The following is a 22,359-nucleotide window of genomic DNA, read 5'->3' as shown; positions in this document are numbered from 1 at the left end:
CTTAGCGCGGCGCTGCGCCCTGGATCAGCTGCTTCATTTCACGCACGGCTTCCTTGAAGCCGACGAACAGCGCGTGGCTGACCAGCGCATGGCCGATGTTCAGCTCGTTGATACCGGGGATCGCCGCGACCGGCTCGACGTTGTGGTAATGCAGACCGTGGCCGGCGTTAACGATCAGCCCCAGCGACACGCCCAGGGCGACCCCTTCTCGGATACGTTGCAGCTCGGCAGCCGCTTCTTGCGGCGTGTGCGCATCGGCATACCGCCCGGTATGCAATTCGATGGCCGGTGCGCCGACGCGCTTGCTCGCCTCGATCTGCCGCGGGTCAGCATCGATGAACAGCGAAACCTCACTGCCAACGGCCGCCAGGCGAGTTACTGCCGCGGCAATCCGCGCTTCCTGGCCGGCGACGTCCAGGCCACCTTCGGTGGTCAGTTCCTGGCGGGTTTCCGGCACCAGGCACACGTGCTCGGGGCGGATCTCCTCGGCGAAGGCGAGCATGAAGTCAGTCACGCCCATCTCGAAGTTCATGCGCGTCTGCATGACTTCCTTGAGCACGCGCACGTCGCGCTCCTGAATATGCCGGCGATCTTCACGCAGGTGCACGGTGATGCCATCGGCGCCCGCCTCTTCGGCGTCCAGCGCAGCTTTTACGGGATCGGGATAGCGGGTACCGCGCGCCTGGCGCAGCGTGGCGACGTGATCGATATTCACGCCCAGCAAAACACGGTTGGCTTCAGTCACGAGTCGGCTCCTTGAGCGTCATGAACAATTCGCGGCTGACCAGAGGTCGGCCGCCGAGATGGGGGGCGAGTGCCTGGCGCATCAGGCGCTTGGCCGCGGCCAGGGCACCGGGCGTGCTCCAGTCCGCATCGGCCATGGCCAGCAATTCGCTACCGAGAAAGGCCCCGGGCTGCCAATGGCCGATGGGCAGGAAGCCGCTGTCGGCCTCCAACCGGTACAAGCCGTCGCTGACCACGGCATTGCCCTGTACGTCGCTGTCGAGGGCGAAACCATAGCCGAGTTCATCGAGCAGCCGCCATTCGAACGCGCGCAGGATCGGCTCCAGCGGCCGCCCCTGGGCCAGCGCCAGGATGCTCATGGCGTAATGCTCGAAGATCACCGGGTGCGGGTCTTCGGCGGGCAGCACGCGAATCAGCAACTCGTTTAGGTACAGGCCGCTGAACAGCGCCTCGCCGGTGAGCAGGTTGGGAATGCCAGCGGCTTCCAGGCGACCGACGTTCTTAAGCTCGCCACGGCCGCGGGTTTCCAGCTCCAGGGGAATGAACGGCCGCGCCAGGCTGCCAGCCTTTCCCCGCGCGCCACGCAACACGGCGCGCAAACGGCCTTGCGGGGTCAGGAAGTCGACCAGTGCGCTGCTCTCGAGGTACGCGCGGCTGTGCAGGACATAGGCGGGCTGGCTGGGCGCAAGCATGGGAAGAAACTCGCTGAGTGAGCCAGCCGCGGCGCGGCGGATGCCGGGGTCAGATATCGTCGTAACCGAGCGAACGCAGGGCGCGCTCGTCATCGGACCAGCCACTCTTCACCTTGACCCACAGGTTGAGCATGACCTTGGTGTCGAACATCGGCTCCATGTCCTTGCGCGCTTCCTGGCCAATGCGTTTGAGGCGCTCGCCCTTCTCGCCGATGATGATCTTTTTCTGACCGTCACGTTCGACCAGGATCAGTGCATGGATATGCATGATCCGCCCTTCGCGCTTGAACTCCTCGATCTCCACGGTGATCTGGTACGGCAGCTCGGCACCGAGCTGACGCATGATCTTCTCGCGCACCAGCTCGGCAGCGAAGAAACGCCCGGAACGGTCGGTGATCTGGTCTTCCGGGAAGAAGTGCACGCCCTCGGGTAGACGTTCGCCCACCAGCTTTTCCAGGGCATCGAGGTTGTGCCCCTGCTGCGCCGAAACCGGCACGATCTCGGCATTGGGCAACTGCTGCGCCAGCCACTGCAGGTGCGGCATCAGGTCGGCCTTGTCTTCCAGGCGATCGGTCTTGTTGACCGCCAGAATCACCGGGCCTTCGACGTACTGGACGCGCTCGAGCACCATCTGGTCCTCGTCAGTCCAGCGGGTGCGATCAACCACGAAGATCACCACGTCGACATCCTTGAGGGCCGACGAGGCGTTCTTGTTCATGTAGCGGTTGATCGCCTTGTCGTTATTCTTGTGCAGGCCGGGCGTATCGACGTAGATCGCCTGCACGTCACCCTCGGTCTTGATGCCGAGCATGTTGTGGCGAGTGGTCTGCGGCTTGCGCGAGGTGATCGCCAGCTTCTGACCGAGAATGTGGTTGAGCAGCGTCGACTTGCCCACGTTGGGCCGGCCAACGATGGCGACATAGCCACAGCGCGTTACGGGCGAATCAGTCATTGCCGTTCTCCACACCCAGGGCGATCAGCGCGGCAGTTGCCGCGACCTGTTCGGCGATCCGGCGGCTGGCGCCTTGGCCCAGGGTCTTGTCATTGAGTAGATTGACCTGACATTCGACCACGAATGTCCGACAATGGGGTTCGCCCTGGATATCGACCACCTCGTAACGCGGCAGCTCGCAAGCACGCGACTGCAGGAATTCCTGCAGACGGGTCTTGGGGTCCTTGTTGGTGTCGACCAGGGTCAGGCCGTCCAGCTCGTTGGTCAGCCAGGCCAGCACGCGTTCGCGGGCGACGTCCATGCCGGCATCCAGGTAGATGGCGCCGATCAGGGCTTCCAGGGCGTCGGCCAGAATCGAGTCGCGGCGAAAACCTCCGCTTTTCAGTTCACCGGAGCCCAGGCGCAGGTACTCACCAAGATCGAAACCGCGCGCCAGTACGGCCAGGGTCTCGCCCTTCACCAGCCGCGCGCGCAGCCTCGACAGCTGGCCTTCGCGGGCCTGGGGGAAGCGCTCGTAGAGCGCCTCGCCAGCGACGAAATTGAGGATGGCATCACCGAGGAACTCCAGACGCTCATTGTTGCGTCCGGCAAAACTGCGATGGGTCAGGGCCAGGATCATCAGATCCTGGTCCTTGAAGCTATGCCCGAGCTGGCGCTCGAGGCGGGTCAACGAAACACTCACGGCATACGCACACGAAATTCTTTATCGAAATTAACCACCAGATCGATGTTCTCGATCAGGTGCTCACGTTTTTCATACTTGAGGTGGGCAAGAAACTCGTTGCCATCCTGGGTCACCTTAAGTGCATCCTGCATGTTCAGGTCGCGGATGCTGTTGACCGTCATGCCACGGCTGACGTGGCTGTAGAAATCGCCCACCGTCCTGACTTCCTGCAGGCGGTCGGTTTCCACGGAGGTGATGATCTTTTCCATCGACATGTAGTCGAGGTAATGCGGTACCACCTTGAACGCCGTGCTAGCCAGAAACGCCACGACAGCCAGTACCACCAGCCAACTGACGATCGACAAGCCCTGCTGCGAGCGTGCGAATTTCATGTTAATCCCCAAAAGTATCCAGATAGTCCGATGCGCTTCGCGCGCATGACAAGACTATAGATAGCTGGCGGCGTCGTATTGAACGGCGCCGCAAATTTTCATCAGATCAGTGAATGAGCCCGACACGGGAGAAGTTCGGCAGGGTCTTGAACTTCGGATCCGGCCAGCTCATCCAGATGGCGAACGCCTTGCCGACGATGTTGCGATCCGGAACCATGCCCAGTACGTCTTTGGGGATATTCGGGTCGTTCCAGTAACGGCTGTCGTTGGAGTTGTCGCGGTTGTCGCCCATCATGAAGTAGTGCCCTTCAGGAATGGTCCACTCCTTGCCGGGCTCGGCACGGTAGCGGGTCATCTCCTTGCGGATGCGGTGCTCCACATCGCCCAGGCGCTCGTTGTACAGCGTGGCGCTGCCAAGGCTGCCCGGCTCTTCGCCAATCAGTTGCTCGGCCACCGGCTTGTCATTGATGAACAGGCGCTTGTCACTGCTGTAGCGCACGTGATCACCCGGCAGGCCGATGACGCGCTTGATGTAGTTGACGTTGGGGTCGCTCGGGTAGCGGAACACCATGACGTCGCCGCGCTGCGGGTCGCCGACTTCAATCACCTTGGTGTCCAGCACCGGCAGGCGAATGCCGTAGGCAAACTTGTTGACCAGGATGAAATCGCCGACTTCCAGAGTCGGGATCATCGAGCCGGATGGAATCTGGAACGGCTCAACCAGAAAGGAGCGCAGCACCAGTACGATGGCCAGCACCGGAAAGAACGACTTGCCGTACTCGACCAGCAAGGGTTCCTTGTTGAGCTTCTCGACCACTGCGTCGTCGACTTGCTCGACCTTGCCCTGGTAGCTGGCAATCGCTGCACGACGCCGCGGCGCCAGGAATACCAGGTCGAACAAGGCCAGGGTGCCACACACGGCGACGGCAATGACCAGCAACAGCGGAAAATTGAATGACATAGGCCCTAGCTATCCAACTTGAGTACAGCAAGGAAGGCTTCCTGTGGAATCTCCACGTTCCCCACCTGCTTCATGCGCTTCTTACCGGCCTTCTGCTTCTCCAGCAGTTTGCGCTTACGGCTCACGTCACCGCCGTAGCACTTGGCCAGAACGTTCTTTCTCAATGCCTTGACAGTGGTTCGCGCCACGATCTGACCGCCAATGGCTGCCTGGATCGCCACGTCGAACATCTGCCGAGGAATCAGGTCCTTCATCTTCTCGGTCAACTGACGCCCTTTGTAGTGGGCGTTGTCACGGTGCACGATCAGTGCCAGCGCATCGACCTTGTCGCCGTTGATCAACACGTCCAGCTTGACCAGATTGGCCGACTGGTAACGGTCGAAATGATAATCCAGCGAGGCATAGCCACGGCTGGTGGATTTCAGACGGTCGAAGAAGTCGAGCACCACTTCGTTCATCGGAAGGTCGTAGCGAACCTGAACCTGGGTGCCTAGGAACTGCATGTCACGCTGCACGCCGCGCTTTTCGATGCACAGAGTGATGACGTTGCCCAGATGTTCCTGCGGAACCAGGATCGTGGCTTGTACGATCGGCTCACGGAAATCTTCGACCGAGGACACATCCGGCAGCTTCGACGGGTTGTCAACGTAAATGGTTTCACCGGTCTTGAGCACGACCTCGAAAATAACGCTCGGCGCCGTGGTAATCAGGTCCAGGTCGTATTCGCGCTCGAGGCGCTCCTGGATGATTTCCATGTGCAGCATGCCCAGGAAGCCGCAACGGAAGCCAAAGCCGAGGGCGTCGGAGCTTTCCGGCAGATACTGCAGGGACGAATCATTGAGGGTCAGCTTCTGCAGGGCGTCGCGGAAGTCCTCGAAATCATCGGAGCTGACCGGGAACAGGCCTGCGTAAACCTGCGGCTGGATGCGTTTGAAGCCCGGCAGCATCTCCACGTCGGGCGTCGAGCTCAAGGTCAGGGTGTCGCCCACCGGCGCACCGTGAATGTCCTTGATGCTCGCGATGATGAAGCCCACTTCGCCGGCTTTCAGATCTGCCGTGGCGGTGTGCTTGGGGTTGAACACGCCCACACTGTCGACCAGGTGCACCTTGCCGGTGGACTTGACCAGAATCTTGTCGCCCTTTTTCACCCGGCCATGACGCACGCGCACCAGAGACACGACGCCCAGGTAGTTGTCGAACCAGGAGTCGATGATCAGCGCCTGCAGCGGCGCCTCGATCTCGCCGGTCGGCGCCGGAATCGCCTGCACCAGACGCTCGAGCACTTCATCCACGCCCATGCCGCTCTTAGCGCTGCAGGCTACGGCGTCACTGGCGTCGATCCCGATGATCTTCTCGATCTCGTCCTTGACGCGATCGGGGTCGGCCTGCGGCAGGTCCATCTTGTTCAGCACGGGCATGACTTCCAGGCCCTGCTCGATGGCGGTGTAGCAGTTGGCGACCGACTGCGCTTCCACGCCCTGCCCCGCATCGACGACCAGCAGTGCGCCTTCACAGGCGGCCAGCGAGCGGCTTACCTCGTAAGTGAAGTCGACATGGCCGGGCGTGTCGATGAAGTTCAGCTGGTAGGTAATGCCATCCTTCGCCTTGTAATACAGGGTGACGCTGTGGGCCTTGATGGTGATGCCGCGCTCACGCTCCAGGTCCATGGAATCGAGAACCTGAGCCTCCATCTCGCGCGCGGTCAGGCCGCCGCACATCTGGATGAAACGGTCAGCCAGCGTCGACTTGCCGTGGTCAATGTGGGCAATGATGGAAAAATTGCGGATATGACTCAGGTCACTCACAGGACAACACTCGAAAAAGGGCGCAGGCGAATGCCTGCCGAAAATAGCCGCGAAGTTTACCCGAGTGGTTGCCCCCACGTCACGTCAGGACAAGCGCACGAGCGCAGTAATTGAATGCCGGGTCGGCTCACCTGCCTGCAATGGCAGAGATTTCCCATGCAGCTCTTCATAGGAAGGCAGTGAGGCAGGCATAAAAAAGGGCGACTTTCGTCGCCCTACTTCACCCTGACTTACTGACGCTATTACTCAGCCAGCTTGAAGGTGATAAAGCTTGCACGCCCCTGACGCAGCACGCGCATCGACACCGAACGATTCTTCGGCAGCGATTGCGCCACCTCGGTGAAGTTCTTCGCCGAGCTGATCGCCTGGTTGTTCAGGTGAGTGATCACGTCGCCCGGACGCAGGCCAATCAGCGCCGCCGGACCATCCTGAACTTCACGAATCACCACGCCACCGCGCAGATCAAGGGCCTTTTTCTGCTCGTCGGTCAGTTCGGCAACACTGACACCCAGGCGGTTGCTGCTGCGCTCGGCACTTGGCGCCGCGTCGTCGGTGGCTTCGTCGCCGTCATCGGCAGGCATGGTGCCGACCGCCACTTTCAGCGTCTTGCGCGAACCTTCGCGAACGATTTCCAGATTGGCCTTGGTGCCCGGCTTCAGGGCACCAACCAGATGCGGCAGGTCGGCGGACATGATGATTGGCTTGCCATCGAGACTGAGGATCACGTCCCCCACCTGCAGGCCACCCTTGGCTGCCGGGCCATCTTCGAGCACCTGAGCAACCAGCGCACCTGCCGGCTTGTCGAGACCGAAGGACTCGGCCAGATCCTTGTTCACTTCCTGGATCACCACGCCCAGCCAGCCGCGGCTAACCTTGCCGCTGGCCTTGAGCTGGTCGGCCACATCCATCGCCACGCTCATAGGAATGGCGAAAGACAGGCCCATGAAGCCACCTGAACGGGTGAAGATCTGCGAGTTGATGCCAACCACTTCGCCATCCAGGTTGAACAGCGGACCACCGGAATTACCCGGGTTGATCGCCACGTCAGTCTGGATGAACGGCACGTAGCTTTCGTTCGGCAGGCTGCGGCCCTTGGCACTGACGATACCGGCGGTGACCGAATGATCGAAGCCGAACGGCGAACCGATGGCCAGCACCCACTCACCGACCTTGAGGTTGTCGGAGTTACCCAGCTTAACGGTGGGTAGGTCATTGGCCTCGACTTTGAGCAGCGCCACATCGCTGCGCGGATCGGTACCGATCAGCTTGGCTTCCAGCTCGCTGCGGTCGGACAGACGCACGATGATTTCATCGGCATCGGCCACCACATGATTGTTGGTCAGGATGTAGCCATCCTTGGAGATGATGAAGCCCGAGCCCAGCGACTGCGCCTCACGCTGCCGACCACCGCCACCTGGCGCACGCGGCTGCTGGGGAATGCTGCGCTCGAAGAACTCGCGGAACATCGGCGGTAGACCTTCCAGATCCGGAACGGAAAGCCCGCCATTACTGGCGACGGCATTCGGCACTTTCTGCCGCGTGCTGATATTGACCACGGCAGGTGAAGCCGCCTCGACCAAGGGGGTGAAGTCCGGCAGTTGCGCATGCGCCGCCACCGACTGCCCCATCAGAAACACCGCGAACAACGCGGCAGCGTATTTTTTCAGGCTAGGCATCGACATTGCAGTTTCTTCCCCATCCAGAACAAACGAGGCCCCTGCGGGGCCATTGGTACAACATACGGGTGGCACATCGGCCTTGATTCGTTTCGTCGATTGCTACCGAGCAGCATGCATGTCTGCGGCTCGCATCGACATGGCGATACGCTCCGCGGTCCCCAACGGAATTTCGCCCACCACTGTAACCATGACATCTCCCTCATCGGTTGTCAGGCGCCGCGAAACCGCCACGGTAGGACCCAGCTGATTGCGGGCATCTGCCACAGCAGCATCATGCAGGGGTTCGAGGAAGACGGAAAAACGCGCCAGGCCGTCATCATAGACCAGGCAATCGACGCTATCGCTGGATACAGGGCTGCGCTGCTGAGTTACGGCACTGAGGCTGAAACCTGGGGGCAACCACTCCGAACGCCAGGACTCCACCGACGGAGTGCGCGTCTTGACGACCCGCACAGGCGAACAATCGGTGGATGGCTGCAGCACGGAGGCTGGCTGCGTATCGGCGGTATCCAACTGGGTAAACTGAAAACGCTCGAGCAGTTCGCCGCGGTTATTGACCAGCAGCGACTTGAGCGGCAAACCGGTTTCCTTGTCCACGTACAGCTGAACGCCATAGCGATGCTGATCACGAGGAACCAGACCGAGAACCACGGCAGAACGCCCCGCTACACGGGACTCCCCATCGAGGCGCAGCTCGTACCATTGCTCTATCTGTTTGGCATCAAGGCCATGGGCAGGCCAGGCTTGCTCATCGACCACCGCAGAAGCGATAGGCCCATTGACGCACTGCGCCTGACCATTGATCCGAAGCATTTCCTGGGGCGTGCCGTCGAGCTGCAACAACCGCTCACGCACAGAACCACCCGGCTCGACCTGACGCCAGATACTGTGAGTAGAAAAATTACCGTTGCGTTCGTAAACGAAGGTGCCTTGGAAGCTTTGCTTGCTTTCGGCCTGACTCAGCCTCTGCAACCATCCCTGCGCATCAGCGGCTATGGCAGGGGTTGCCAAAATACCGCTGAGCACCAGGGACGTGACGAGAATGCAGCGCATACACGTAGATCTTAACGCTCTTCTACACTCGCAGACCGAGCGAAAGGCAGAGCGTTCTCAGCAGCGCCTGGGGCAGACTGCTGACCATGCTGACGCAAGTACTCAGGCAGACGCTGTTCGTGCCAGCCTTCACCTTCGGCAGAAACGGTTTCTACGGCCGGCTGCTCATCCGAAGTCTTGAAGCCTGCCAGAATGGCCGGTCCCTGAGCTTGCGGCAGTGCGATGGCAGGCTGATCCTGCTGCGCCAACTGGGCACCAGAAACATCATCCTGATTGTAGAAACGTACGCCAGCCAGCACGGCAACCGTCACGGTTGCAGCTACTGCGACGCGACCTAGGCTACGCCACGGACCACGCACGACCTTTTCTTGTGCAACGACTGGAGTTTCATCGTTTTCCAAGGCCGCAGAAACGGCTGCAGCGATGTCCAGTTTCGGCACGAGCAAGTCCTTGTGCATCGCGGCGCGAGCTACCTGGTAACGCGACCAGGTGGCACGCAGTTCAGCATCGTTGCTCGCACCGAGCACACGCCGAAGTTCAAGTTCATCCGCTTCGTTATCCATCACCGCGGACAGCGATTCCTGCAGGGCTTCACGACTCATAGCGGTTCCTCTCTTGGCTGTCGCCGCTGTCTCAGGCTTCCTGCAACAAGGGTTGCAGGGACTTGTCGATGGCTTCACGCGCCCGAAAGATTCGCGAACGCACGGTACCAACTGGACATTGCATGACGCTCGCAATGTCTTCATAACTCAGACCATCAAATTCACGTAACGTTAGCGCCGTTCGTAAATCTTCTGGCAGTTGCTGGATGCTTCGATGCACGGTGGCTTCGATTTCATCCCTCAACAGGGCACGCTCGGGAGATTCGATATCCTTGAGGGCGTGGTCGCCATCATAGAACTCGGCATCCTCTGCACTTACGTCGTTGTCCGGCGGCCGGCGGCCACGAGAAACGAGATGATTCTTCGCCGTGTTGATGGCGATGCGGTACAGCCATGTATAGAACGCACTGTCGCCGCGAAAGTTTCCAAGTGCCCGATAAGCTTTTACAAAAGCTTCCTGGGCGACATCCTGAGCTTCATGGGTGTCGTGCACGAATCGCACGATCAACCCGAGAATCTTGTGCTGATACTTCAGCACCAACAGATCGAATGCTCGCTTGTCACCGCGCTGCACGCGCTCGACCAGCTGCTGATCTTCTTCCTGGGTTAGCATGAATACTCCTCGTTGAGCCCGTAGGAGGTCTGCACCTGCCAGAAGATCGATCTGCCGAAATAGACTCGACTCATATGCAAAAGTTCTCTCCCCTACGAACAAGCTTCCCACAAAACATTTTTGGTTTTGCACGAAACCACGCACCAGGGCACTGCCTGCTGCGCGAATTGTCTTTAGATCACCTGACGAGCGGAATCGAATCGCACAATCGCTTCGCTCACTTACTCGCCAGACACATTTCCCTCTCCGGGGCGACTCCGCTATAGAACCCTGCCTCATGACAAAGTTCATACCGGTTTCAGCGGAGAAAATGCAGCTCCAACAAGGCGACCAGCTACGGCGACCAGCTACGCAGGCATATCGCCATCCCGACACGATACACGTTCCACGCTGCGCTACCTACCGGGCCGGCTATTGTGCCGTTGGCTCCCTCTATATACTAGAGTCCGCCGAGCCCCAGCCGTGGTCCTGCAAGCCCCTGTTGCCAGCATGTGCGTAGCCGGTCGGAGTACCCACCAGCACAAGCAATAGCTGACTGTCGAGGAACGCTCCTTCAGCTGCACGCCACCCAGTGGAACCCATAATAATGAGCCAACACTTTAAGCACGATGTTGTAATTATCGGCAGCGGAGCCGCCGGCCTTACCCTGGCGCTGACACTTCCCGACAATCTGCACATCGCCGTGCTGAGCAAGGGCGAGCTGACCAATGGCTCGACCTACTGGGCCCAAGGTGGCGTCGCCGCTGTACTGGATCACAGCGACACCGTTGACTCCCATGTCGATGACACCCTCAACGCCGGTGCCGGCCTGTGTCGTGAAGACGCTGTACGCTTTACCGTGGAGCATAGCCGTGAAGCAATAGAGTGGCTGATCGAGCAAGGTGTGCCCTTTACTCGTGATGACGAACATGACCGCGAAGACGGCGGTTACGAATTTCACCTGACCCGCGAGGGCGGCCACAGCCACCGGCGCATCATTCATGCCGCCGACGCCACCGGCGCAGCCATCTTCAATACGCTGCTCGAACGCACCCGCGAGCGAGGCAATATCACGCTGCTGGAACAGCGAGTCGCGGTGGACCTGATTACCGAGCACAAGCTGGGCCGCAAAGGCCGTCGCTGCCTGGGCGCCTACGTGCTCAACCGGCGCAGCGGCGAGGTGGATACCCACCATGCGCGTTTCGTGATTCTCGCCACTGGCGGCGCAGCCAAGGTCTATCTCTATACCAGCAACCCCGACGGCGCCTGTGGCGACGGCATCGCCATGGCCTGGCGCGCCGGCTGCCGGGTCGGCAATCTGGAATTCAACCAATTCCACCCCACCTGCCTTTATCACCCGCAGGCCAAGAGCTTTCTGATTACCGAGGCACTGCGCGGCGAAGGCGCTCTGCTGCGCCTGCCCAACGGCGAGCGTTTCATGCCGCGCTTCGATCCCCGCGAGGAACTGGCGCCACGGGACATCGTGGCCCGCGCCATCGACCACGAGATGAAGCGCCTGGGTATCGACTGCGTCTACCTGGATATCAGCCACAAGCCGGCGGACTTCGTCAGAAACCACTTCCCGACCGTCTACCAGCGCTGCCTGGAGTTCGGCATCGACATCACCTGCCAGCCCATCCCCGTGGTGCCTGCCGCTCATTACACCTGCGGCGGCGTGCTGGTCGATCAGGCCGGGCGCAGCGACGTGGAAGGCCTTTATGCCATCGGCGAAACCAGCTTCACAGGCCTGCATGGCGCCAATCGCATGGCCAGCAACTCGCTGCTCGAATGTTTCGTGTATGCCCGCTCGGCCGCTGCCGACATCGTCGCGAACCTAGACAAAGTGGCGATGCCGGCCGACCTACCCTCCTGGGACGCCAGCCAGGTCACCGACTCGGACGAGGACGTGATCATCGCCCACAACTGGGATGAGCTGCGGCGCTTCATGTGGGATTACGTAGGGATCGTGCGCACCACCAAACGCCTGCAGCGCGCCCAGCACCGTGTGCGCCTGCTGCTCGACGAGATCGACGAGTTCTACAGCAACTATAAGGTCAGCCGGGACCTGATCGAGCTACGCAACCTGGCTCAGGTGGCCGAGCTGATGATTCTCTCCGCCATGGCGCGCAAGGAATCGCGAGGGCTGCACTACACCCTGGATTACCCGGGCCTGCTGCCCGACGCGCAGGACACTATTCTGCAACCCGCCAACGCTGACGGCTGAACTTCAGGCGTACCCGCAGGCGTCGATGCATGTCCTGCGGCATGGCGTCGGCAGCAATACAAAGGCTGCGGGTAAACCAGTGGCCCGGCAGACGATAACGCACGATGACCAGCCAGGGCAGCGCCATACTGTCCGGCTGCAGGGTAATTGGTTGCCATTGCCCATCGCGCCCCGCCAACTGCCAGCCCTCGTTGTCATGACGCAACCGCTTGAACACGGCCGGATGGGTCAGCAGCACCTGCCTGGGAAGCACCCAGGCGGCATGGCCGGCACAGGCGAGTGCGGCGAGCAGGCGCGCCCACAAGGGAATCTCGACGAGTAGCAAAGCCAGCAGCGCCAGGGCCTGGGCGCACAGGTAGATTTCCAGCAGCCGCCGCGACGGCCGCCAGTCACATTCGAAGCGTTTACTTGGGCTGGACACGATCCAGAATCATGCGAACGATGTGGCGCAGATCGGCATCCTCGGGCTCGCCACGCTGCATGAACCAGCCAAACATGTCCTGATCCTCGCACTCGAGCAGCTTGCGGTAGCGGGCGCGGTCCTCTTCGTCGAGCGTGGCATAAACCTCCTGCACGAAAGGCACCAGCAACACGTCCAGCTCCAGCATGCCGCGCCGGCTGTGCCAGAAAAGGCGATTGAGTTCAACGGCGTCGACCATGGCAGTGCTCCTCGGAAAAAAGGCCGGCAGTATACCAACAGCAACCGAGCGGATCAGCGTCGCCGCGGTAATTGACCGGCGGCGCTTTTTTGCCTGTAGCTAGACGCTTGCCGCTGCTCTTATCATGGCCTCCTCATTCTTTACCCACGATTGTCCTGACCATGGCCGACAGCGCTTTCTTTTGCCCGCTCACCCACGAAGGCATCCTTGCCGTGCGCGGCCCCGATGCGGGTAAGTTCCTGCAGGGCCAGATCACCTGCAACATCAATTACCTCGGCACCAGCGGCTCCAGTCTTGGCGCACGCTGCACACCCAAGGGCCGTATGCTGTCGAGCTTTCGTATCGTTAGCGTAGCCGACGGTTTTCTCCTGGCCATGAGCCGCGAACTGCTCGAGCCGCAACTCGCCGAGCTGCAGAAATACGCGGTGTTCTCCAAGGCCAAGCTCGGCGACGAAAGCGCTGCCTGGATTCGCTTCGGGCTGCGCGGCGCCGATGCTGCTCTGCAAGCCCTTGGGCTCGAACTCGCAGCCGAGGCTGACGGCGTTGCCAGTACGGGTACGCTGATCGCCATTCGCCTCAGCGATGGCCGCGCCGAACTGTGGGCGCCAGCCGAGCAAGCCGAAGCCCTGCATTCACGCCTGAGCGAAGCGCTTCCTGAAGCCAGCCTAAATGACTGGCTGCTGGCGCAGATCCGCGCCGGTATCGGCCAGGTAACCGGTAGCACCCGCGAGCTATTCATCCCGCAAATGATCAACCTCCAGGCAGTTGGGGGGGTGAGTTTCAAGAAGGGCTGTTACACCGGCCAGGAAATCGTTGCCCGCATGCAGTACCTGGGCAAGCTCAAGCGGCGCCTGTATCGCCTGCGCATGACCGGTGATCAACTGCCCGCGCCAGGCAGCGAACTGTTTTCGCCGGTGCACCGCAGCGCGGTGGGCGAAGTGGTGCTGGCGGCCGAGAGCACCGAGGGTGTCGAGCTCTTGGCAGTGCTGCAGGAAGATGCCGCACTCGACGGCCATATCCACCTGGGCAGCCTGGAAGGGTTACCGCTCGAGCTGCTCGAGTTGCCGTATACGCTGGACAGCAACCGCGAGATCCAGCGCTGACGTACACTGCGCTTCGCCTGTCATCACTCTGCCAATAACGAGAATTTCATGAGCAAACTCGCCGAGAAAGTTCTGCTGGATCTGACCCGGGCCATCGACAACGATGAACTGGTGCTACCCACCCTGCCGGAGGTCGCCCTGAAAGTTCGCGAGGCAGCGGAAGACCCCAACGTGGGTATTCCCGAGATGACCAAAGTGATCGGTAACGACGCCGCGCTGACCGCCCGCATCATCAAGGTGGTCAACAGCCCGCTGCTGCGCACCAACCGGGAAATCACCGACCTGCAAATGGCTATCGGCCGCCTGGGCATCAACTACACCTGCAACCTCGCTACGGGCCTGGCCATGGAGCAGATGTTCCAGGCGACCACCGATGTGGTCGACCGCAAGATGCGCGAAGTGTGGACCAAAAGCACCGAGATCGCCGGCATCTGCCACGTGCTGTGCCGCCACTACACCCGTCTGATGCCGGACCAGGCCACCCTTGCCGGCCTGGTTCATCAGATCGGCGTACTGCCGATTCTCACCTACGCCGAAGAACACAGCGAGTTGCTGTCCGACTCGATCAGCCTCAACCACGTGATCGAGCAGATCCACCCGATCATCGGCGACAAGATCCTGCGCACCTGGGAATTCCCGGAGATGATCGCCTGCATCCCCAGTCAGTACCTGAACTTCAGCCGCGACAGCGGCAAGGTAGACTACGTCGACATCGTGCAGGTGGCCACGCTGCAGAGCATGCTTGGCACGCCGCACCCCTATACGCAGTTGGACTGGAGCCAGATCCCGGCGTTCGCCAAGCTCGGTATCAAGCCGGATCTGGACATCCACGCCGATGAAGATCTGTCGGCGGCCATGGACGCTGCCATGACCATGCTGCAGTAATTGCTCAATCGGGGCGAAGCCTGCTTCGCCCCGTCAGTTTTTTCAGTCCGGCTCGCCAGGAAAGACCACACGCACTAGAAGCCCATGGGGGCTGGCCTGGTGCAGGCTGATGTCCGCGCGGTGCGCACGGCATATCTCACCGACGATAGCCAAGCCCAGGCCTGCGCCCAGCCCTTGGGGCTGACGCCGATAGAAACGCTCGAACACCCGTTCCCAGTCTTCCTCGGGAATTCCCGGGCCGTCGTCTTCGACCTCCAGCACGCCGGACTCCAGAACCCGCAGGATCACGTTGCCGCCGACTTCCGTATAGGCCATGGCATTGTCGACCAGGTTGCAGAGCAACTCATTGAGCAAGGTCGGTTCGCCGCGAATCCACACCGGCTGCTCGGCTTCCAGTGCGAGCGCGACACCTCGGGAATGGGCCAGGGGCGCCAGTGCCATACCCAGTTCACGAGCCAACTGACTGAGATCCAGACGCAACGCGCCACCCTCGGCAATCGCCCGTGCCCCGCTTTCAATCCGCGCCAGTGATAGCAGCTGGTTGGCCAGATGGGTCAGGCGATCGGCATTGAGCGCGGCATCCTCCAGAGTCGCGTGCCAGATCCGCGGATCCTGGTCACGCAGCCCTAGCTCCACTCGCGCCTTAAGCGCCGCCAGGGGCGTACGCAGCTCGTGGGACGCATCGGCGATGAACTGCGACTGACGTTCGAACAGGCTGCGCAAGCGGTCGTTGAACTGATTCAGAGCATTGACCAGCGGCCGCAACTCGCGGGGCATGTCCGCATCTGGCAGCGGGCTCAGATCATCGCTGCTGCGCACAGCCACCGCTCGGCGCAGGCTTTCGAGCGGCTGCAGCCCGGCACTCACCGCCAGCCAGACCAACAACAGCGCGCTCAGCGACAGCAGGCCCATGCGCCACAGCGTGCCGAGCAGCAATTCGCGGGTCATGCGCTCGCGCGCGCCCTGGGTTTCCGCTACACGAATCTCGGCCACTCCGCTGTAACCGGGCTCGCTGACTGGCTGCAGAAAGCTCACCAAGCGCACGCCCTGGCCACGGTATTCACCGTCGTAGAACTTGGCCAAAGCTGGGTAATCATTGGTGCGCGGCGTATTCGGTGGAGCCGCAGGCAGATCTTCATAGCCGGAAACCAGCTCACCCTTGGGCCCCAGCACCTGATAATAGATGCGTCCGGCATTGTCGTAGGCGAAGGTGTCCAGAGCGATATAAGGCACGTTGGCGCTGAGCATTCCCTCGACGGCGTAGAGCCCATCGGAAATGGCGCGTGCGGAGGCCAGCAGGGTGCGGTCGTAGGCGGTATCGGCGGCGTGGCGCGCGCTCCAGTAGGCCGTTACGCTGCTGACCAGCAGAATGACCGTGAACAGCACCGCCAGCCGGCGGATCAGCCGGCCACGCAGGCTGCCGGGGCTATCCACTCGTGGCTTCCAAGAGATAGCCCAGGCCGCGGAAAGTGACGATGCGCACCGAGCCGCGCTCGAGCTTCTTGCGCAGCCGGTGAACGTAGATTTCGATGGAGTCGGCGCTCGCCTCCTCGTCCAACCCGAACACCTGGGAGGCCAGTTGCTCCTTGCTCATCACGCGGCCGGGGCGGGCGATCATCGCCTCGAGCACCGCCTGCTCGCGGGAGGTGAGATTGAGATTTTCGTCGAGCAGCGTGAAACGCCGGGTATCCAGGTCATAGACCAGATCGCCGCAGCGCAACTGCTGTTCGCCGCCCAGCACACTGCGGCGCAGCAGCGCCTTGACCCGCGCCTCCAGCTCGCTGAGTTCGAAGGGCTTGGCCAGATAATCGTCGGCCCCCAGGTTGAGCCCGTGCACCCGATCCTTCACCTCGCCACGGGCGGTGAGCATCAGCACCGGCACGGTCTTGCCGCGGGCGCGCAAACGGGCGAGCACCTCGAAACCGTCCATGCGTGGCAGCCCTACGTCCAGAATCGCCAGGGCGTAATCCTCGCTGCCGAGGGCGAGATCCGCAGCCACGCCATCATGCAGAAGATCCACTGTCCAGCCAGCATTCTTGAGCGCCTGACTGACACTCGCCGCCAATTGCGGATGATCCTCGACCAGCAGAATTCGCACTGCAACCTCCACAACAACCATGGACTTGACCGCCCTGTGGGACGAGAGTTTACCGTTCGCGCGAAGACTTGGCAGTGACGGCGTGTACAGGCCAGCCTGCGTAACAACTTTCAACACTGAAAGGTTGGCGAAAGGTTGTGCTTTTAGGATCGCCGCACGAGTGGCTAGATCCACCCTCAGAACGACCGACACCTATGCGGCCGTTACAACAATAACAACGGAGTATCCGCATGCCGATTGCCGCGCGCCAGGCCATCTCGTGTACGAGCCTTTTGAGCCTCGCCCTGCCGGCTGCCCTTTTCGCCTCCCTCGCCCAGGCGAACATTCCTGAAGATTCCGTTACCAGCCTGGAAGAACGCATAGCTCCTGCCAGCCGCGTCGCCCGGCAAAGCGTCCGCCCCGCCGCCAATGACAGCAGGGAAGGCAGCTTGCATCTTCAAGCTCGCCCTGATGCTGGCCAGAAAAATACCGAACAGGCTTCAGCGACAACAGCCGAATCTGATCCAGCCGTGATTGAAGATCACACCGAACAGCCGGCCGCTGTTGGATATCCCAATACCGCCAGCGAGCCTTCTTCACGCCCCGCGTTCAGCTCGCCCCAGGCCAATAAACTTTCTCCCGCCCGCCTGCTGCGCCCGACTCCCGGCGAAGCAGGTCCTGGCGCAGCCCACGACGATAGCCGCGCCGTCTCAAATCTTTCTCCGATCATCGATCTTGCCGAGCCTCCAACGGGCTGGCGGCAGGCGCGTTACGACTTCAAAGCGCTCGGCGTTCCCAGCTTGCGCTACACCCACCACGGCATACCCAGAGCTCGCACTGCAGTAACGGATGTCGCTGGCGAATGGCGCAGGGAACGCAACGTCGAATTGAAGTACGTGGCACTCAGCGACCTTGTCTGGCCCGCAAGCAGCCGCTTGCAAGCCGGCCTTGCGAGCTGACGCCTAGACTCGATCAGCCGAGGGCTCGCGCCGCTGTGCGTAGCGCACTCGTATCGCCCCCTGCGATGGCAGGTGCATCGCTGTTAACAATAAAGACTCCAATGGAGAAGACCCGATGAAGACATCCATGCGTACCCTTTTGCTGACCGCTTCCTGCCTGATGTTGGCCGGTCAGGCCCTTGCCGATGAGCCGCGCCGCCCCGAGTGCATCGCGCCGGCAGCGCCCGGCGGCGGCTTCGACCTGACCTGTAAACTGGCGCAGAGCGCATTGGTGGAAAGCAAGCTGCTCAAGTCGCCGATGCGCGTGACCTACATGCCTGGCGGCGTTGGTGCGGTAGCCTATAACGCGGTAGTCGCCCAGCGCCCGTCCGAAGCCGGCACCATCACCGCCTTCTCCAGCGGCTCGTTGCTCAACCTCGCCCAGGGCAAATTCGGCCGTTTCGACGAGAACGCCGTGAAGTGGCTGGCCGGCGTCGGCACCAGCTACGGCGCCCTGGCAGTACGCAAGGATTCGCCGTTCAAGACCCTCGATGACCTGGTCAAGGCCCTCAAGGAAAACCCGGGCAAAGTGGTGATCGGCTCCGGCGGCACCGTCGGCAGCCAGGACTGGATGCAGACCGCACTGATCGCCCGCGCTGCCGGTATCGATCCGCGCGAACTGCGCTACGTGGCGATGGAAGGCGGCGGCGAGCTGGCTACCGCACTGCTCGGCGGCCACATCCAGGTCGCCAGTACCGACATCTCCGACTCCGTTCCGCACATCGAAAGCGGCGACATGCGCATCCTCGCCGTGTTCTCCGAAGAGCGTCTGCCAGGTGCCAACGTAGCGGAAATCCCCACCGCCAAGGAACAGGGCTATGACGTGGTATGGCCGGTAATCCGCGGTTTCTACGTTGGCCCGAAAGTCAGCGACGAAGCCTACACCTGGTGGAAGAACTCCTTCGACCAACTGCTGGCCTCCGAAGACTTCGCCAAACTGCGTGAAAGCCGCGAGCTGTACCCGTTCGCCATGACCGGTGACGAGCTGGACGCTTACGTCAAGAAGCAAGTCGCGCAGTACAAGGAACTGGCCCAGGAATTCGGCCTGATCCAGCAGTAACGCCCGCTCAATTTCCTGTAAACCGTCATCCTCTGGGCAGTGCCCAGGGGCTGCCTTTTGCCATGCTCGAATGAGGACTTCCTCAATGTCACAACGCATTTTCGGCGTCGTCCTGCTGCTCGCCTGTGTCGGGCTAGGCGTCGTTGCCTGGGGCTATCACGCGCCCTTCTCCTATGAGCCAGTGGGCCCGCGTGCCTACCCGATGCTGCTGCTGATCCTCATGGGTCTGGGCGCCATCTACCTGCTGATCAAGAAGCCGAGCACCGCCTCGCACAGCGACGAGCCGCCGCTGGACCGTCACGTACTCAGCAAGGTGGTCGGCTGCGTGGTGATCCTCACCATCTACGCCGCGCTGTTCGAGCCTCTGGGTTTCGTGCCGGCCAGCCTGATCTTCGGTATCGCCATGGCCCGACTGTACGAAGGCACCTGGTTGGCCAGCTTGATTTCCGGCGTTGTGCTGGCCATCGGTCTGTACGTGCTGTTCGACAAAATCCTCGATGTACCGTTGCCGCTTGGCATCCTGTCCTCCCTGGAGATCTGATCCGTGGAAACTTTTAGCTACCTGGGTCAGGGCTTCGGCGTTGCCCTGAGCCCCTACAACCTGTTCACCGCCCTGTGCGGCACCCTGATCGGCACCATCGTCGGCCTGCTGCCGGGCCTGGGCCCGATCAACGGCGTGGCGCTGCTGATCCCCATCGCCTTCGCCCTCGGCCTGCCGCCGGAAACCGCGCTGATCCTGCTCGCCGCCGTTTACCTGGGCTGCGAATACGGCGGTCGTATCTCGTCGATTCTGCTGAACATCCCGGGCGAAGCCTCGGCCGTGATGACCACCCTGGACGGCTACCCGCTGGCCCGTCAGGGCAAGGCCGGTGTGGCCCTGTCGATCTCCGCCTGGAGCTCGTTCGTCGGCGGCCTGATGGCGACCTGTGGTGTGGTGATCTTCGCTCCGCTACTGGCCAAATGGGCGGTGGCCTTCGGCCCGGCCGAATACTTCGTGCTGATGGTGTTCGCCATCGTCTGTCTGGCAGGCATGGCCGGCAACAAACCAATGAAGACCGCCATCGCGGCCTGTATTGGCTTGTTCCTGTCGTGTGTCGGCATCGACTCCAACAGTGGCGTGTACCGCTTCACCTTTGGCAGCCTGGGCCTGGCCGACGGCATCCAGTTCGTCGTGCTGGTACTCGGCCTGTTCTCGGTCAGCGAGATCCTGGTGTTGCTGGAGCGTACGCACCACGGCCAGAAGGCCATCGAAGCCAAAGGCCGCATGCTGTTCAACCTGAAGGAAGGCCTGTCGGTGCTGGCCACCAACCTGCGCAGCGGCGCGGTCGGCTTCGGCCTCGGCATCCTGCCGGGCGCCGGTGCGACCCTGGCAAGCGCCGTGGCGTACATGAGCGAAAAGCGCCTGGCCACCAAGGACAACAAGTTCGGTGAAGGTGACCTGCGCGGCCTGGCTGCGCCGGAAACTGCCAACAGCGCCTCGGCCTGCGGTTCCATGGTGCCCATGCTGACCCTCGGCGTTCCCGGCTCCGGCACCACCGCAGTGATGCTCGGCGCCCTGACGCTGTACAACATCACCCCGGGCCCGCTGCTGTTCCGTGACCAGCCAGATATCGTCTGGGGCCTGATCGCCTCGCTGTTCGTGGCCAACATCATGCTCATCGTGATGAACGTGCCGATGATCAAGATCTTTACCAAGATCCTCGCCGTGCCTTACTGGGCATTGGTGCCGGCCATTGCCATCATCACGTCCATTGGCGTCTACGCCGTGCACGCCACCGCGTTCGACCTGTACCTGATGATCGGTATCGGTGTCGCGGGTTACATCCTGCGTAAGATGGACTTCCCGTTGTCGGCGATTCTGCTGGGCTTCATCCTCGGTGGGCTGATGGAGCAGAACCTGCGCCGCGCACTGTCGATCTCCAATGGTGAGCTGAGCATCCTGTTCTCTAGCCCGATCACCTGGGGCGTCTGGGCCTTGATCGTGGCAATGATCGCCCTTCCCTTCTATCGCACCTGGCGCAAGCGCAGCCTGCGTAAAGCCGAAGCGGCCAATGCCTGATAGCGGCAACCCGCAAGGCAACCCCAAACACCTACGCAACTGGTGGCTCACGCCACTGGTTGGCGCAGTGGGTGGTTACCTGGCCAGCCTTATCGGCTGGCCTTTGCCTTGGGTGATCGGCTCCCTGCTGGCAGTCATCCTGCTGCGCTGCAGCGGCGTGCTCAGTCAGGAAATGCCTGGCGGCCGTCAGGTCGGCCAGTGGCTGGTGGCCGCTGGCATCGGCCTGCATTTCACCAGCGAAGTGCTCGAGCAGGTGCTTGGCAACCTGACCATCATTCTGTTCGGCGCCTTCGCCACCCTGGCACTCAGCGCCATCGGCATCGCCGGCCTGCGCCGCGCCGGTGTGGATCGCGCCACCGCGTTCTTCGCCAGCATGCCGGGCGGGGCCAGCGAGATGGTCAATCTGTCCAGGCGCCACGGCGCCCAACCGGCACGCATCGCCGCCGCGCACAGCGTGCGGCTGCTGATGGTTATCCTGCTGATTCCCGCGTTGTTCACCTGGGGTTTACCGCCCGTTGATCCCGCGCCGTCGATGCCGGCGGACTGGTTCTGGCTGGCAATTTTACTGCCAGCCGGTGCCTTGCTGGCTCTGCTGTGGCGGCGACTCAGGCAACCCAACCCGTGGATGCTTGGCCCGTTGACGCTGTGCGCCGCGGCTAGCGTGACCTTCGACCTGCATATCGGCATGCCCGGCTGGCTCGGCCAGGCCGGGCAATGGCTAATCGGCTGCGCCCTGGGTTGTCATTTCGACCGGGCATTCTTTCGGAGCGCACCAAGCTTTCTGGCACGCGTGGTGCTATTTACCTTGCTGGCCATGATGGCGACGGTCGGGCTCGGCTCGGCCATCGGCTGGCTGAGCGGTATCGACTCAGTCTCGCTGATGCTAGGCATGATGCCCGGCGGCATCACCGAACTGTGCCTGACCGCAGAAGCCCTGCAGTTATCGGTGGCTCTGGTCACCGCGTTGCAGGCGCTGCGCCTGTTTCTGGTGATGTTTCTAGCCGAGCCTCTGTTCCGCCTGTGGCAACGGCACGCGCCACTGCCCTGAGCTCTCAAGCCCGACTCTGCGTCGGGCTTTTTTTAGCGGATATGTCCGTGCACCTGCGGTCGATATGGCTGGCGTACTCTCCCCAGGCGCGCGTACCAAAAGGAGGCGAC

General features: G+C 61.7%; 23 protein-coding genes. 8 read left to right on the top strand and 15 right to left on the bottom strand.

The annotated features are described in order from the left end of the window. Position 1: 1 nt before the first annotated feature. The 11 genes from pdxJ to rpoE form a co-directional block, all read right to left on the bottom strand. Positions 2-745, bottom strand: coding sequence for a pyridoxine 5'-phosphate synthase (pdxJ, locus tag FB481_RS03130; RefSeq protein ID WP_147175052.1), 744 nt, complete (start codon positions 743-745; stop codon positions 2-4). Further along, on the bottom strand, positions 738-1,436 hold the full coding sequence (recO, locus tag FB481_RS03125) for a DNA repair protein RecO (RefSeq protein WP_147175051.1): 699 nt from the start codon (positions 1,434-1,436) through the stop codon (positions 738-740). The genes pdxJ and recO overlap by 8 nt, the downstream gene beginning before the upstream one ends. Before the next feature lie 49 nt (positions 1,437-1,485). Further along, the gene (era, locus tag FB481_RS03120; protein WP_147175050.1) at positions 1,486-2,388 is read right to left on the bottom strand and encodes a GTPase Era; all 903 of its coding nucleotides are present in this window, start codon (positions 2,386-2,388) and stop codon (positions 1,486-1,488) included. Further along, a complete protein-coding gene (gene rnc / locus FB481_RS03115; RefSeq protein ID WP_013792324.1) occupies positions 2,381-3,070 on the bottom strand; it encodes a ribonuclease III in 690 nt (229 codons plus the stop codon). The genes era and rnc overlap by 8 nt, the downstream gene beginning before the upstream one ends. Continuing rightward, positions 3,067-3,444: a DUF4845 domain-containing protein gene (locus FB481_RS03110; protein ID WP_013792325.1), complete on the bottom strand. Its 378-nt coding sequence runs from the start codon at positions 3,442-3,444 to the stop codon at positions 3,067-3,069. The genes rnc and FB481_RS03110 overlap by 4 nt, the downstream gene beginning before the upstream one ends. Positions 3,445-3,550: 106 nt before the next feature. Continuing rightward, positions 3,551-4,405, bottom strand: a complete 855-nt coding sequence (gene lepB, locus FB481_RS03105; protein WP_093502441.1) for a signal peptidase I — start codon at positions 4,403-4,405, stop codon at positions 3,551-3,553. A gap of 5 nt (positions 4,406-4,410) precedes the next feature. Further along, positions 4,411-6,210: a translation elongation factor 4 gene (gene lepA / locus FB481_RS03100; protein ID WP_013792327.1), complete on the bottom strand. Its 1,800-nt coding sequence runs from the start codon at positions 6,208-6,210 to the stop codon at positions 4,411-4,413. 242 nt (positions 6,211-6,452) lie between these two features. Further along, entirely contained in the window at positions 6,453-7,838 is a 1,386-nt protein-coding gene (locus FB481_RS03095) for a DegQ family serine endoprotease (RefSeq protein WP_372239536.1), read from the bottom strand. Positions 7,839-7,988: 150 nt separating this feature from the next. Further along, positions 7,989-8,942 carry a MucB/RseB C-terminal domain-containing protein gene (locus FB481_RS03090; RefSeq protein ID WP_147175049.1) on the bottom strand — a complete coding sequence of 318 codons (954 nt, stop codon included), beginning with the start codon at positions 8,940-8,942 and terminating at the stop codon, positions 7,989-7,991. Positions 8,943-8,953: 11 nt separating this feature from the next. Further along, the gene (locus tag FB481_RS03085) at positions 8,954-9,544 is read right to left on the bottom strand and encodes a sigma-E factor negative regulatory protein (protein ID WP_093502445.1); all 591 of its coding nucleotides are present in this window, start codon (positions 9,542-9,544) and stop codon (positions 8,954-8,956) included. 31 nt (positions 9,545-9,575) lie between these two features. Beyond that, entirely contained in the window at positions 9,576-10,157 is a 582-nt protein-coding gene (rpoE, locus tag FB481_RS03080) for an RNA polymerase sigma factor RpoE (RefSeq protein WP_013792331.1), read from the bottom strand. Between the two features lie 586 nt (positions 10,158-10,743). On the opposite strand from rpoE, the gene nadB reads away from it, so the two are divergent. Continuing rightward, positions 10,744-12,360: an L-aspartate oxidase gene (gene nadB / locus FB481_RS03075; protein WP_093502447.1), complete on the top strand. Its 1,617-nt coding sequence runs from the start codon at positions 10,744-10,746 to the stop codon at positions 12,358-12,360. Here the strand turns inward: nadB and FB481_RS03070 are convergent. Further along, positions 12,329-12,781, bottom strand: a complete 453-nt coding sequence (locus FB481_RS03070; RefSeq protein ID WP_147175048.1) for a protein YgfX — start codon at positions 12,779-12,781, stop codon at positions 12,329-12,331. The genes nadB and FB481_RS03070 overlap by 32 nt on opposite strands. After that, entirely contained in the window at positions 12,765-13,019 is a 255-nt protein-coding gene (locus FB481_RS03065) for a succinate dehydrogenase assembly factor 2 (RefSeq protein WP_013792334.1), read from the bottom strand. The genes FB481_RS03070 and FB481_RS03065 overlap by 17 nt, the downstream gene beginning before the upstream one ends. Positions 13,020-13,180: 161 nt before the next feature. Between FB481_RS03065 and FB481_RS03060 the strand changes: the two genes are divergently transcribed. Together FB481_RS03060 and FB481_RS03055 are read left to right on the top strand one after the other, a co-directional pair. Next, positions 13,181-14,122: a folate-binding protein YgfZ gene (locus FB481_RS03060; protein WP_093502451.1), complete on the top strand. Its 942-nt coding sequence runs from the start codon at positions 13,181-13,183 to the stop codon at positions 14,120-14,122. A gap of 48 nt (positions 14,123-14,170) precedes the next feature. Continuing rightward, a complete protein-coding gene (locus tag FB481_RS03055; RefSeq protein WP_093502454.1) occupies positions 14,171-15,007 on the top strand; it encodes an HDOD domain-containing protein in 837 nt (278 codons plus the stop codon). A 42-nt stretch (positions 15,008-15,049) separates the two neighbouring features. Here the strand turns inward: FB481_RS03055 and FB481_RS03050 are convergent, their stop codons facing one another. After that, complete coding sequence (locus FB481_RS03050) at positions 15,050-16,441, bottom strand: sensor histidine kinase (RefSeq protein ID WP_093502456.1); 1,392 nt, start codon at positions 16,439-16,441, stop codon at positions 15,050-15,052. Continuing rightward, positions 16,434-17,105 carry a response regulator gene (locus FB481_RS03045; RefSeq protein WP_093502458.1) on the bottom strand — a complete coding sequence of 224 codons (672 nt, stop codon included), beginning with the start codon at positions 17,103-17,105 and terminating at the stop codon, positions 16,434-16,436. The genes FB481_RS03050 and FB481_RS03045 overlap by 8 nt, the downstream gene beginning before the upstream one ends. A gap of 230 nt (positions 17,106-17,335) precedes the next feature. Between FB481_RS03045 and FB481_RS03040 the strand changes: the two genes are divergently transcribed. From FB481_RS03040 to FB481_RS03020, 5 genes are all read left to right on the top strand, one after another. Then, positions 17,336-18,043: an OprD family porin gene (locus tag FB481_RS03040; protein ID WP_147175047.1), complete on the top strand. Its 708-nt coding sequence runs from the start codon at positions 17,336-17,338 to the stop codon at positions 18,041-18,043. Between the two features lie 115 nt (positions 18,044-18,158). Continuing rightward, positions 18,159-19,142, top strand: a complete 984-nt coding sequence (locus FB481_RS03035; protein WP_093502461.1) for a tripartite tricarboxylate transporter substrate binding protein — start codon at positions 18,159-18,161, stop codon at positions 19,140-19,142. 85 nt (positions 19,143-19,227) lie between these two features. Beyond that, positions 19,228-19,683, top strand: a complete 456-nt coding sequence (locus FB481_RS03030; RefSeq protein ID WP_093502462.1) for a tripartite tricarboxylate transporter TctB family protein — start codon at positions 19,228-19,230, stop codon at positions 19,681-19,683. Positions 19,684-19,686: 3 nt separating this feature from the next. After that, positions 19,687-21,201 carry a tripartite tricarboxylate transporter permease gene (locus FB481_RS03025; RefSeq protein ID WP_093502464.1) on the top strand — a complete coding sequence of 505 codons (1,515 nt, stop codon included), beginning with the start codon at positions 19,687-19,689 and terminating at the stop codon, positions 21,199-21,201. After that, on the top strand, positions 21,194-22,249 hold the full coding sequence (locus tag FB481_RS03020; protein ID WP_147175046.1) for an AbrB family transcriptional regulator: 1,056 nt from the start codon (positions 21,194-21,196) through the stop codon (positions 22,247-22,249). Before FB481_RS03025 ends, FB481_RS03020 begins: the two co-directional genes overlap by 8 nt. The last annotated feature ends 110 nt before the right edge of the window (positions 22,250-22,359 follow it).

It is taken from the genome of Pseudomonas sp. AG1028, assembly GCF_007993955.1.
In the GTDB taxonomy this organism is placed as follows: Bacteria; Pseudomonadota; Gammaproteobacteria; order Pseudomonadales; family Pseudomonadaceae; genus Aquipseudomonas; species Aquipseudomonas straminea.
Note: the sequence above shows the minus strand (reverse complement) of the source record. Positions and strands in the feature narration are given on the sequence as shown.